Consider the following 13929-nt stretch of genomic DNA (forward strand, 5'->3'; position numbering starts at 1 on the left):
TCTTTCCTAAAGCGGTTCAATCACAAAAAGCATTTTTCCTGCTTTGATATTTTCACCTTCATGGCAAAGAACCTGTGTAATTTTTCCGTGTTCAGGCGCTTCAATATCGACTTCCATCTTCATCGATTCTGCAATAGCGAGCACTTCACCCTCCTCTACCACATCACCGAGTTTACACATCACTTTCCACAAACTTCCCTGAATAGGAGATTCAACCGCTTCAGCATTTTCTGCGATCTCAATATGCTCCATAGTCTGCTTCTCAACATCTGCACTCTCAGTTGTAAAATTAGCCAGACCTGTACGTTCCCACATCTGACGCTCCTCTTCAAAAGCATCCTGCTGTGTCGTTTTAAATGTTTGGATCGAGTCATCGTTTTCTTCTAAGAACTCTTTGTACTTTTTAAGGCTGAACGTTGTCTCTTCAATTTTGAGGTTAAAACGTCCTCTTGGGAAATCTTCACGCATCTGATGCAACTCATCTGCACTTACTTCATAGAACTTGATCTGATCAAAGAAACGTAACAGCCAAGGTTTACCCCCTGTAAAATCTTGTGTCTGACGGTATCTATTCCACATCTGTACAGTACGCCCTACAAACTGATAACCGCCGGGACCTTCCATACCGTACACACACATATACGCTCCACCGATACCAACGGCATTTTCAGGTGTCCATGTACGGGCTGGATTGTATTTTGTCGTTACAAGACGGTGTCTTGGATCAAGCGGTGTTGCAACAGGTGCACCAAGATAAACATCCCCTAATCCCATAACTAAATAGTTCGCATCAAATACGATCTTTTTAACTTCATCTATGCTCTCTAAACCGTTAATACGTCTGATAAACTCAATGTTACTTGGACACCATGGTGCATCCGGACGTACAGTTCTCATATATTTATCAATCGCTATACGAGTAGACTCATCATCCCAAGATAACGGAAGATGGACAATACGAGCAGGCACTTCGATATCATCAATAGAAGGAAGTGTCAACTCGATCTCTTTTAGTCTCTCAATAAGTTCACTGCGATCACACACTCTCGGTTCAAAATGGATCTGTAAAGAGCGGATACCCGGTGTAATATCTGTAACGCCTTCGATATTTGCCTCTTTTAATGCCTCCATAAGTACATGTACGCGGAAACGTAAACTAATGTCTAGCTCCATCTCCCCATACTCAACTAATAGGTTACTGTCACCTGATTGACGTACAACGATAGCCGGAAGCTCTTTCTCCCCATCATCACTGTACAGGATTGGTGAACCAATCGGTTTTGGTGTAAGAAAACCTGTTTCATCATAAGTTTTCAGCTCTGCAATTGCATCATCCTGAGCTTTGATCATCTCAGCAGCAGTCTCATGTTCTACAGGAACAAATTTTACTCTGTCACCCGCACGAAGCTGACCCATTTTCCATAACTCTGCATTAATGATAGTTACAGGACATACAAAACCACCTAAACTAGGTCCGTCAGGTCCAAGAATTACAGGCATATCTCCCGTAAAATCTACAGCACCTATCGCATAAGCATTGTCATGAATGTTTGATGGGTGAAGTCCTGCTTCACCCCCTGAAGTTCTCGCCCACTCAGGTTTTGGTCCGATTAAACGGATACCCGTTCTGTTTGAGTTGTAATGGATCTCCCATTCCGTCTCAAAGAAAGTTTTGATGTCGTTGTCTGTAAAAAAGTCAGGAGCTCCGTGAGGTCCGTAAAGTACACCTATCTCCCAACTGTTTGTAAAGTTTTGATGTGGGATTACAGCCTTCTCTACTGCTTCCCCTTTTGTAAGACTACCGATATGAAGAACATCACCAGAAATCAGCGTACGTCCTGCATGACCGCCAAATTGTCCAAGTGTAAACGTTGAGCGGCTTCCAAGATACTCAGGTACGTCAAAACCACCGCGTACAGCCAAGTATGTTCTAAAACCTTGTACTTCTACTTTTTTCAGTTTTAATGTACTGCCTGCTTTAATGTTTACAGCTTCATTCATCTCGATTGCTTCACCATCTAGGTAAGCATCGATCTGCGCACCACATAAGGCAATAACGCTATCTGCATTAAAACGAAGAGTAGGACCTGCAATAGCGATCTCAAGTCCAGCTGCTGCTTCATCATTTCCGACAATTCTGTTTGCATAACGGAAACTAAAGTTATCAAACGGACCTGAAGGCGGTACACCGATATCCCAAAAACCTGTACGTCCAGGGAAATCCTGTACAGTTGTCTGCGTACCCGGACGAAGAACATCTATACTAGTTGTGCTAAACTCGAAACTGTTTAGATATTTTGTTGTCTGTTTTGCATTTTTAAACACTTCCGATTTTACGATTGCCCCTAGATAACGAAGGTTTGTTTCAATCCCGTCTACTTCAGTATTATCGATTGCATTAGCTATTTTTACAAGTGCTTCCGCGCGGTCTTGTGCTTTGATAATTAGTTTTGCGATCATAGGATCGTAAAACGCAGATACATTTAAACCTGTTTCGATAAATGTATCACATCTAATCCCCTCTGCAAACTTTACGTTTGTCAGTACTCCAGAACTCGGCTGGAAGTTTTTAAACGGATCTTCTGCATATACACGTACCTGAATAGAGTGTCCCTTAGGTGCATGTTTATACTCATATAATGCAGGATTCTCACCATATGCCTGAATAATCATCCACTCTACAAGGTCAACTCCCGTTACCTCTTCTGTAATACCGTGCTCAACCTGCAGACGTGTATTTACCTCAAGAAAATAAAACTCATCCGTTGTCGTATCGTAAACAAATTCAACCGTTCCCGCAGAAAGGTAATTAACAGATGATGTTAAATCTACGGCTGCTTTATAAAGTGATTCTCTTGTCTCATCAGATAAGCCTGGTGCAGGAGTCTCTTCGATCACTTTTTGATTACGACGCTGTACAGAACAGTCCCTGTCACCAAGAGCTGCTACAAAACCTTTTCCGTCTCCAAATACCTGAACTTCGATATGACGAGCTGAAGCTACATATTTTTCTAAGAACATCCCACCGTCAGAGAAATTGTTTTCACTCAGACGTTTCACCGATTCGTATGCACCGCATAACTCCTCTTCATCATAACATAGCTGCATACCGATACCGCCGCCGCCTGCAGTACTTTTTAACATTACAGGATACACGATACGCTTTGCTTCTTTTTTCGCTTCTTCAAGGTCTGCAAGGATAGAAGAACCTGGAAGAAGAGGAACGTTATTTTCTTCAGCAAGTGCACGGGCAGTATGCTTTAGACCGAACTTTTCCATATGCTCTGTACGCGGTCCGATAAAACTAATTCCTGCTGCTTCACACTCCTGTGCAAACGCTGCATTTTCACTTAAAAATCCATATCCGGGATGAATTGCTTCTGCACCGCTTGACTTAGCAATTTCAAGAATTTTATTAGTATCTAAATAGCTCTCGCTTGCAATACCCTGACCGATAAAATACGCCTCGTCAGCTAAACTTACATGGAGTGAATCTGCATCTGCCGCCGTATAAACAACAACCGACTTGATCCCCATTTTTGAAAGAGTGCGTATAACACGACAAGCTATCTCTCCACGATTTGCAATTAATACTTTTGTAAACATTATATGTCCTTAGAATTATATTTGCGGGCCGTCCCGATTATGTACATCTTACAAGCCGTCTTGTAAGAAGGAGAAAGTTGGTTTTCTCAGACCTTATGATAAAAACTTTGGAAAACAGTTTTTAGACTCAAAATATTTCATATCATGATTGGGCCAAATCTCTGCACCCGTTCGATATGAAAGATCTTTAAGTTTTCGGATGCTCTCTATCGCCATCGCCTCATTATCCTGCCAGCAGAGTCCTGGAGCTATCTCATATTCTAGATTCTCACTTAAATCTGCCGCATCGCCTGCAAGCAAAATAGGTTTTCCTTTTGGCAACTCTATAAGCATCGACATATGCCCTGCCGTATGTCCCGGTGTCTCTATCGCACGGACACCTTCAATAAGGTCATACTCTTTATCGTAAACTCTCCAGTTAATCGGACAGTCCAAATCTTCTGCAAAATATGCTTCATCAGCTAAAGCTCTCGCAGCTTCTAGTTCTTTTTTATGCACATGCACCTCTGCATGACACATCTCACAAACTCCACCTGCATGGTCAAAATGTAAATGTCCGCAAAATACTACATCTACATCCTCTTTAGCAAGACCAAGCTCAGAGAGTCTGTTTGGCAGACGCTGTTCTTCAGTCATCTGTGGCGGTCCAAACGGAAACCCTTCATGTTCATAAAACTTTTTGCGTTTTTGCTCGTCTACGATCTTATTGTAATCGCATCCTATGTCGTAAAGAATACGCCCATTTGATGTCTCTATCAGATATGCCAATATCGGTGCATCAATGATTACACCTTGACCGTGTCCGCGAGTAGAGAGTGTTTTCTCGTAACGATGAGTACCTGTGAGTATCGGCCAAAACTTTTTTACTTGTGTCATAGCTTATTCTTTAAAACCTAGTCGTCCCAAACAATCATCTGAATAGGTGTCGGATTATAGGCATTACATGGATTGTTTAACTGAGGACAGTTTGAAACCAGTACCAATGTATCCATCTCCGCTTTCATCTCTACATAATCACCCGGTTTTGAAATACCGTCAACAATTGCCAAGTGACCGTTTTCTTCAACAGGCACGTTCATAAAGAAGTTGATGTTGTTTGTAAGATCACGCGGATCCATCTCCAACTCACCTATCTCGTAAAGATAGTTGTCTCTACAACTGTGCATATACTTTTTGTCATGACCGAAACGTACCGTATTACTCTCAGCACTACAATGACCGCCTAAAGTATCGTGATTTCCACACGTGTCTTCAGTGATCTCCATCATAACGTTATCGTCACTTGAGATAAGTTTAGTCCCTGTTGTAACAAAGATACTCCCTTGTTCTCTTACCGTATCGGTAGCAGAGTAACGCTCTTCATGATCGTTTGCATTATAAAAAAGCGTATCTACAGCCTGACACCCTTCAAGATCGACAATACGAAGCGTCTGACCTTTTTTCACAACATAAGACCAAGGCACACCTGCCGCTATTTTTTCATTATAAATTGCTTTTGAAATATCTTTTGCCATCTTCTTCTCCTTATGCAAAATATCTTGCGTTATTTTCAAAACCGCGTTTAGCTTGCGGTGTATAATGCATACAAAAATCATCTGCCGTCATAGGTTCTGCATTATAGATTGTAAGCTGCACAGGACTTGGATTGTACTCGCCTGATTCCATTACGTGCGGAGTGTTTGAAAGTACTAAAAGAACGTTCATCTCTGCACGAAGCTCTATGTAGCTTCCCGGTTTTGGATGCTTTTGTGAAAGAACAAGCTTGCTTCCCTCTTTTACATCCACTTTTCTAAAAAAATTCATACAAGGGATAACGTCACGTTTACCCATACCGTATTTTCCGAGCTCTACAAGAAAGTTTTCTCTGTCACTTTTATAGTAACGGTTACGGATCTCTCCAAATGTTCCATTTCCAAAGTTCTTTTCAACGATACGAGGATTACTCATCCCTGCGATCGCATCCATAAGTCCCCCTGTAGTATCTTCGGTAATTGAAAACAGAATATGTCCCAGTTCCGAATAAAGCACTTTCCCTTTTTCGAAAAAAGCGTTGTACTGAATCTTTACAGTATCGGCAGAGTTAAAACGCTCAGCCGTATTGTCTGCATTGTAAAAAAGTGCAGAAAGAGAGCCTAACCCATCTTCCGTACTTATACGTATTTTTTGACCACGTTTAATGATCTTTGACCATTTTCCTCCGCCTGGAAGAACTTCATCCAAAACAATAGTTTCCGATTTTAAATTTTTATGTTCAGTTATCATAGTTGTTAATTTCCTTTTCTATATTGATTTATCTTCTTTTAGAGTCTCTTGCTCACTACCTAAAGGTATATCGTAGGTGATGCAGGCACCATATGCGTTAGGTGCTTGTTCATCGTAACGAACCTTGTCAAAAACCAACAAACGGCTTCCAAGATAAAAACTTTCATGTAAGTCATGCGTTACCATAACTACAGTCAAGTTATTTTTTCTCCAAAGATCGAGAATAAGTGTGTGCATATCTGCACGAATTCCCGGGTCAAGTGCTCCAAAAGGCTCATCCAGCAGCAGTATCTTCGGCTTTACGACCAAAGACTGTGCAATTGAAAGACGTTGCTGCATACCCCCTGAGAGTTCACTCGGATATTTATAAGCTGCATCTCCAAGACCTACAGCTTCGAGCATCTCCATTGCTATTTTTTTTGCTTCTTTACGTTTTTTTCCAAAAAGTCTTCCAAACAGTTTGGATTCTTTTAACTCTAATGAAAGCAGTACGTTTCCAAGCACACTTAAATGCTCAAAAACAGAATAGCGTTGAAACACGATTCCTCTTTCTATACTCGGCTCATCCGGAAAAGGCTTGCCGTCAAGTAAAAAAGTTCCTTTGGTCGGTGTCTCCTCTCCTAAAAGCATCTTTAAAAAAGTTGTCTTACCACAACCAGAAGGTCCTACAAGGGTACAAAACTCACCCTCTTTTATATTTAAATTAATCTTCTCAAGAACAACGTTGTCACCATACTCTTTCCAAAGATTTTTGATGGTAATTAAACTCATGAGTTATCCTTTCCAGCTTTGTACCAAGGGAAAAGCTTATAAGTAAACTTCTTTAAAAGATAATCAAATAAAAATGCTAGAAAAGTTATCCATGCAACATACGGCAAAATAACATCCATTGACATATAACGGCGTACCAAAAAGATACGATATCCAAGCCCCTCAGTTGCAGAAATCGCTTCTGCAGAGATAAGGAAAATCCATGCCGTACCCAGTGTTAAACGTACAGAGTCAAGCAGTCTTGGAAAGATCTGCGGTAATATCACACGGATAACAATGCTCCAAGATGAACCGCCTAAAGTCTGAGCTTTAATAAGCTGTTCAGCCGGTATTTCAGATACGCGCTGTTGTAAATCACGTACAATAAGCGGTGTCACACCGATTACGATTAAAGCAACTTTCGATATCTCATCCATACCAAAGATAATGAACAAAATCGGTAGTATCGCCATTGGCGGCACCATCGAAAAAGCTGCTACAAACGGTGAGAACCCTGCTCTTATAAAAGGAATAAATCCTAAAGGAATACCGATAAGAATTGCCAAGACAGCACTTATGAGGATTCCGAGTCCAAGACGTTGCAGCGAAGCAGAAGTATCTTCTAAAAATAGAATCTCACCTGTACGCTTGCTCGGTGTAAAAGCCATTCTATCAATAGCTTCTGAAAAGCTTGCCATTGAAGGCAAAAGCTTATCATTTGGGTTCTCTGCTAAACGCAGATCCGATGCCACGATGTAGAACAGTCCCGCAATTAAAAACGGCAATAATCCTAAAAGTAGTGCCGTTGCTTTTGACGGCTTAAGGTTCATAAATCGTTTCATAAGAATTCCTTACAGTTTCCCTTCAGCAGCCATTTTTACATATGTATCTATAAAACGTAATTTAATGTTGCTTGGATCACCGAACGTTTTACCGTTTGGAAATTCAACACCTATAAACTCTGCATTTGGTGCACCTTCTCCAAGAAGACCATGATCATATGAGAATTCACTCACTTTTTTCATTGTTTTTGGTAATGCATCACTATCTGCAAACTCTACAGCTTCACTCGCATCGTAGAACATTTTTGTAGAGTTTAATTGACTTTTATATCCTGCTAAATCTGTACCTGATGCTTCAGCCATGAAAGTTAAAGCTTTAGTATCGCCTTTTTTCATTAATGCCATCACTTCAAACCATGCACCTGTTAAAGCTTTAGCAAGTTTTGGATTATCATTTAGTGTCTCAGTGTTTACTACTAACATATCAATAATTTCACCCGGAATTTTGCTTGAATCAAATACAAGGTTTGCATCTTTCATTGACATAATTTCACTTAATTGAGGATTCCATGTAACTAATGATGTTACATCTGAAGATGAATAAGCTGCAACCATATCTGCATCAGACGTATTTACAACTTTAACATCACGCTCACTCATACCAACACTCTCTAAACCACGTGCTAAAAGATAATGAGAAACAGAAAGTTCAACAAGGTTTACATTTTGACCTTTGATCTCAGCTAAACTCTTTTTACCTTTTAAGATGATTCCGTCATTTCCGTTTGAGAAGTCACCCATAATTACTGCTGTAGAATCAACTCCACCTGCAGCAGGAATAGTTAAAGCATCCATATTTGTCATAAGACAACCGTCAAATTTTCCGTTAGTGTATTGATTGATCGATTCAATATAATCGTTTACTTGAACAAGATCAATTTCTATACCGTATTTTTTAGCCCATTTGTCAACTATGCCTTTTTGCTGAGCATAATCCCATGGCATCCAACCAACATAAATAGTCCAAGAAACTGTAAACTTGTTTTTTACTTCTGCCATAAGCGATGATGTACCTAAACCCATTACAAGTGTTGCGGCAACTAATAGTTTTGATGTAGATTTAAAGAAAGGCTTCATTAGAGACTCCTGAATAAATTTTAAATTAAACACGGCAAGAGGTGTTAAACCTCCCGGGCTTTTATCCCTCCGTGTAACTTCTATTATTCGAGAAGCCGATAACTCTCGGACCAGTCACAAAATAATTTGCCGGAACCCTAGTCATCTGTTATTTACATTAAGGTTTTACAACCTCATGTCATGTTTTCTAGAGATAATTGTACCAGAAACAAATCATCTGCATAACAACATTATGATTAATTTTTAATCAGTCTGTAAAAACTATTAAAATTTTGTTTTTGATGATTTTTGAAATAAGGAAAGCCCTCTCTTAATATAGAGGGCTTATAAATTGAAATTTGTTTAAAAAAGGAGTAGCTTTCTCATATCAAAGAAAGCATATAAATTGAAATTTGATTAGAAATTGTAAGTTAAATAAACTTGGAATGTCGTATAGTCTTCCATGTCGCCAGTAGAAGTTCCACCTTTATATCCGAATCTATCATGCACAAGAGCTACAGTCGAATCTACAGGACCAAAAGATTTACTAGCAGTAAATGCTATCTCGTCTACACTGTTATTATCTCCGGCTACACTACCTGTAGGTTTGATATCACAACTATAATATCCTAAGAAAAGATCGATATCTGAAACAGTTGTTTCTGCTGAAAGTGCTATAGTGTCTGCACCCGCTTGACTAACAGTTCCAAACCACCACCACATCTCAGTATAAAGTGACGAACCTGCACCTGCACCTTGATCACGTGTTGCATAGTTAGCTACACCAAAAGTTCCCTCATCATCTACAGATGAATATGCAACTTTTACAGTACCTACATCTTTCATTGAATAACCTAACATTAAACCGTATGCAGAATCAGTTGCATCACCGTCTGTATCAGAATTAACATTTACATACTGTGCACCCGCAAGTACACCGTCCATATCTAGGTCAGCTTGTAACCAATAAGCCTTAGCTACTTTTCTTATATCATAGTACCATGCCTGTGCAGTTAATGGAGCATAAGAGTTATTTGTAACACCAACTACATAAGCATTATCTTCACCGAAAGTATTGAACTTTCCATTTACTGAAGTAACGTTACCAATGTTATCAGCCTGATTAACATCATCACCATAACCGTTTGATGTACCTATCCAAGCACCCATTAAAGTAGTATTAGGGATATCTTCATTCGTTACTACTGCTGCTTCAAAAGTATTTGTAGTGATATTCCATGTTGAAGTAAATACAAGTGGAGTATTCAGTTCTTGACGTCCAACTTTTGCTGTAGTTTTTCCATATGTAGCAGCGATCCATGCTTCAGAAAAGAATCCTACTGGGTCTACTTGCGAACCTGTTGTCGGGTGAGCACCAGACCATACATTGTTTAATCCACCAAGTGTAGTAACACCTTGAAATGCTGCACCTGCAGTCACTCCTTTTGTTAGATCTACAGTTGCACCAACGTTTATACCTAAATCAGCATAACTAGATTCGTTGTTAAACATCTTTTGATTAGCAGAATCTTTATAAGTTATTGCATCGGAACCGTAAAAAAGACTTGCGCTTCCACTTACATCTAGATTGTCAATTGCGTATAGATTTGCACTTAAGAGTGCTGCTGCAGCTAAACTTATTTTACCTAATTTCATACTGTATCCTCGACTTATTAAAATTTTAAAACACGGCAAGAGATTTGAAGTCTCCCGGGCTTTTATCCCTCCGTGTAACCTTTTAATAAGGTCGATAACTCTCGGTCCAGTCGCAAAAAATTTGCCGGAACCCTAGTAATCTATTAGTTTATAAGGATATAAGGCATTATATCCTTATATCTCAAGTCATGTTCTATGCCAAGTATTATATATGATATTGGAAACCTATAAGGCAATAATATGATTAATATTTAATCAATTTTACTTTTTCGATACTATTCAAGCTATATATAAGTAGTAGTTTTAAATTTTTCCAATCACCTCCCCACCATCCTCACATCCTCTTAGGTATCCAGAGCCAAAGAGATTGTAGTGATTTAGATAGTGGTATAGGTTATAGATAATTTTCTTTGTATTATATGCTTTGCTCTTTGGATAGGCTTTCTCATAGCTTTCATAAAAAGCTGAAGAAAATCCTCCAAACATCTCACTCATAGCGATGTCCACTTCCCTGTCACCGAAATAAGTAGCAGGATCAATCAGCCATACAGTATCTTTACCATAAAGTACGTTTCCACTCCATAGATCTCCGTGAACAAGGCTTGGATGTTTTGTATGAAAATTTAGAANAAAACCATCCTCACATCCTCTTAGGTATCCAGAGCCAAAGAGATTGTAGTGATTTAGATAGTGGTATAGGTTATAGATAATTTTCTTTGTATTATATGCTTTGCTCTTTGGATAGGCTTTCTCATAGCTTTCATAAAAAGCTGAAGAAAATCCTCCAAACATCTCACTCATAGCGATGTCCACTTCCCTGTCACCGAAATAAGTAGCAGGATCAATCAGCCATACAGTATCTTTACCATAAAGTACGTTTCCACTCCATAGATCTCCGTGAACAAGGCTTGGATGTTTTGTATGAAAATTTAGAAAATCTTGCAGTTCGTTTTTATTGCTTTGTAGCAGTTCTGAAAAACTCTTTTGAAGCTCGTAGTTTTTAATAAGTGAGATTTGGTACTCAAGCCTGTACTCCACAAAAAAACTTCCCCAATCTTTTGAAACTGTATTTTTTTGGGGGTTAAGGCCAATGTAATTATCTTTCTCATAACCGTAATATTCATAACTCTTCTGATGCAGCAGTGCAAGACCTTTGCCAAGAGCTGTAAAGTGTTCTTTAGTTGGCTGCACCTCCTTTATATACTCTATGTGGAGTTCATTCTCATTCACCAAGTTAAAATCAGGTACTGAGATATAGGAGTTCTCTTGCAGTGCATTTTGCAGAAGTGTTAACCCCTCTGCCTCTTCTTTTGACGACTGATTATGTTTGATAAACATTTTTTGCATCATGCTCTATTTTGTTTTCATAGCTCTGTTAATGATTTTTTTGAGTTCCTCACCGTCGATCACCTCTTTTTTAATGAGTTTTTTTGCAACCGCTTCAATGGCAGGCCATAAGCGTTTTACCTCTCTTTGGGTTTTATGTTTCGCTTCTTCGATCCAGGCTATCATACGCTCTTCTATCCGTCTTGAGAAAAGTTTTCTATCATAGACTGATTCAACACCGCTTACATTGAGGTAGCCGATCTCATCATCCATCCCAAAAAGAGCAACGGCAGCATACACCTGCATGCTGGCAACTTCTAGATCATTAATAGCTCCGGTTTCCATCCCCTCTTCACCAAACTTTTCCATTTTCGCTATACGCCCAGCTAAAAGCACACATACATCATTAAAAAGTTCTTCTTTTGAGGTTGCATCGACATAGTCGTCATTATGGTAAGAGACAAATCCCAAGGTCTCGCTTCTTGGTGCAACCGTCACCTGCTCTATTTTTATATCCGGCAGTAAGAAGTAAGAGAGCACTGCGTGCCCCGCTTCATGGTACGCTGTTTTTGCCATAGACTTCTCAATATCTCGTATCTGTTTGTTCTCTAATTTAGTTCCATATTTTATAATATTAATTTGCTCTAAAAGGATCTCTTCCGTGAGTTCTTTAAGCCCTTTTCGCGCAGCCTGCAAGGCAGCTTCTTGCCCTATACGCTGGAGTTCGTTTCCGCTAAGACCGGATATGTAGCGAACAACTTTCTCTACATCTATCTTTTTGTCATGCGGTTTTTTGAGCACCTCTTCAATGAAAAAGCGTCTTGCTTCCATATCGAGTTTCGGTACCTCTATGCGTATGTCTAAACGTCCCGCTTTGCTAAGCTCTTCAGGGATATTTTCAACATTGCTAAGCGTTGCTATCGTAAAAACTGGTGATTCAAAACTACCGTTTAAAATATCCAGTTCCTCTGCAACAGGAGTGGTACTCATCAGCGAAATCACTCCGCCCATTACTCCCGGTGTATCTATATCTTCTAAAAGCACGATCGCAGGAGCTGCGGCAAAAGCCTGTGCATATGCTTTATGTATCTTAGCTGCATCAAAAAGTTCCGCACCGCTTACAACAATGTACGGCATATCACTCTCATTAGCAAAAGCACGGGCTAAAAGCTTTTTCCCCATACCGTGAGGGCCGTATAAGAACATCCCCTTTGGAGGTGTCATATCGAACTGCTTTAAGCGCTGAGGCTCTTTTAAAAGAGCAAGCACTTCTAGCAGCTCATCTTTCACCCTTTGTTGTCCTGCAACATCAGTAAACTTGATGTCCGAAACATGTAAAGCATCGGGAGTTAAGATAGAGAGCTTCTCTTTTGCATAAAAAGCGTTTTTGATCTTACACGTTACACTTTTACCCTCTTTTGTGATCTCCCAATCCAAAGTGATACGCATATGCTGCTGAGAGATCTTCTTAATGAAAAGGTGCTGCTCTTTCAGCACATTGTTTACAAACTCCATAGCCTCATCTAAGACATCGAAATGGATCTGTTCTAGATCAGGGGTAATTTTGAGTGCTTCATATACCTGTGTAAAGATAAGCTCCGGCACTTTTTGTATGATATGTCTTGCATTTATATAGGGTGAGAGTGAGAGTGTCAACAAAGATGCAAACTTGTCAAAGTTTGAATACTCGATCTCAAGCTTGGAATCTTTTGCAAAATGTTGCGACATCTCATGTATTGTCCTTGCAGCAATTTTGATTAACGCTGAAAGAGAAAGACGGTTAAAGGGGATCACTGTATGTTCATTTAAAAGTGAAAGCAGTTTTTTATCAAATGCCTCCTCTTTTACACCACCGACCATTACAAACTCTTGGGCAAGCTTTTCCATAAGATAGGTATGTGCTTGAAGCGGATCTGATTGTAAAAGCTCTTTAAAATCCTGTCTCTGTACAATAGACCCAAGTTTTGTCGTACTCATAATTACAATCACTTTGGAAAAGTCCACTTCATTCTTTTCGTTGCCGCCAAAGAGCGAGTATAAAGCCAGCTGTGTTTGAAAATCCCCTTTTTCAATATCTTCAAAAAAGAGTATAGATTTTGGATTTTCTCTGACGAACTCTGTCACTTCAGCAGAGATAGAGGGCAGAGAAAACTGTTCCATCCCCATAGAGACATTGCCGCTGTATTGTTCCATATTGAATGTTTTTATCTGTTGGAGTTCTTTGTCTGAATGTAAGAGGGTTTGTGCAAGATAGTGCTTCCCGCTGTTTGCAAGTCCTATAAAGGTAAAAAGTGCCCTTACCTTTTGTTTCGATTTTAGCAAACTGGATTGCAGCAGACTTTTTGTAAGTGCTTGTACAGCTTCTTGTTGATCAAAAATTTTTTCGTTTAATTGCTCTTCGATTGAATTATCATAACTTGAATTTTCCATT

Annotated in this window: 10 protein-coding genes and 2 riboswitches; all 10 genes read right to left on the reverse strand. The window is 39.5% G+C overall.

What is annotated here, in order from left to right:
- Window positions 1-6 precede the first annotated feature (6 nt).
- The 10 genes from uca to QWY88_RS02890 all read right to left on the reverse strand — a co-directional run bounded on the left by uca (window position 7) and on the right by QWY88_RS02890 (window position 13928).
- Window positions 7-3606, reverse strand: a complete 3600-nt coding sequence (gene uca / locus QWY88_RS02845) for an urea carboxylase (RefSeq protein WP_304543847.1) — start codon at window positions 3604-3606, stop codon at window positions 7-9.
- Between the two features lie 93 nt (window positions 3607-3699).
- Window positions 3700-4482: an N-acyl homoserine lactonase family protein gene (locus QWY88_RS02850; RefSeq protein ID WP_304543849.1), complete on the reverse strand. Its 783-nt coding sequence runs from the start codon at window positions 4480-4482 to the stop codon at window positions 3700-3702.
- Window positions 4483-4499: 17 nt separating this feature from the next.
- The gene (locus QWY88_RS02855) at window positions 4500-5120 is read right to left on the reverse strand and encodes an urea amidolyase associated protein UAAP2 (RefSeq protein ID WP_304543851.1); all 621 of its coding nucleotides are present in this window, start codon (window positions 5118-5120) and stop codon (window positions 4500-4502) included.
- Between the two features lie 10 nt (window positions 5121-5130).
- The gene (locus QWY88_RS02860; RefSeq protein WP_304543853.1) at window positions 5131-5868 is read right to left on the reverse strand and encodes an urea amidolyase associated protein UAAP1; all 738 of its coding nucleotides are present in this window, start codon (window positions 5866-5868) and stop codon (window positions 5131-5133) included.
- An 18-nt stretch (window positions 5869-5886) separates the two neighbouring features.
- Window positions 5887-6639: an ABC transporter ATP-binding protein gene (locus QWY88_RS02865; protein WP_304543855.1), complete on the reverse strand. Its 753-nt coding sequence runs from the start codon at window positions 6637-6639 to the stop codon at window positions 5887-5889.
- Window positions 6636-7460 carry an ABC transporter permease gene (locus tag QWY88_RS02870; protein WP_304543857.1) on the reverse strand — a complete coding sequence of 275 codons (825 nt, stop codon included), beginning with the start codon at window positions 7458-7460 and terminating at the stop codon, window positions 6636-6638. The genes QWY88_RS02865 and QWY88_RS02870 overlap by 4 nt, the downstream gene beginning before the upstream one ends.
- A 9-nt stretch (window positions 7461-7469) precedes the next feature.
- Window positions 7470-8537, reverse strand: a complete 1068-nt coding sequence (locus tag QWY88_RS02875) for a putative urea ABC transporter substrate-binding protein (protein WP_304543859.1) — start codon at window positions 8535-8537, stop codon at window positions 7470-7472.
- A 48-nt stretch (window positions 8538-8585) separates the two neighbouring features.
- Window positions 8586-8689, reverse strand: a riboswitch (guanidine-I (ykkC/yxkD leader).
- 244 nt (window positions 8690-8933) lie between these two features.
- Window positions 8934-10172: an OprD family outer membrane porin gene (locus QWY88_RS02880; protein WP_304543861.1), complete on the reverse strand. Its 1239-nt coding sequence runs from the start codon at window positions 10170-10172 to the stop codon at window positions 8934-8936.
- A gap of 49 nt (window positions 10173-10221) precedes the next feature.
- Window positions 10222-10319, reverse strand: a riboswitch (guanidine-I (ykkC/yxkD leader).
- Between the two features lie 156 nt (window positions 10320-10475).
- Window positions 10476-11522, reverse strand: coding sequence for a fructosamine kinase family protein (locus QWY88_RS02885; RefSeq protein WP_425474711.1), 1047 nt, complete (start codon window positions 11520-11522; stop codon window positions 10476-10478).
- A 3-nt stretch (window positions 11523-11525) separates the two neighbouring features.
- Window positions 11526-13928 carry an AAA family ATPase gene (locus tag QWY88_RS02890; protein WP_304543864.1) on the reverse strand — a complete coding sequence of 801 codons (2403 nt, stop codon included), beginning with the start codon at window positions 13926-13928 and terminating at the stop codon, window positions 11526-11528.
- Window position 13929 lies beyond the last annotated feature (1 nt).

Origin of the sequence: Sulfurimonas sp. hsl 1-7, from assembly GCF_030577135.1 — a bacterium.
In the GTDB taxonomy this organism is placed as follows: Bacteria; Campylobacterota; Campylobacteria; order Campylobacterales; family Sulfurimonadaceae; genus Sulfurimonas; species Sulfurimonas microaerophilus.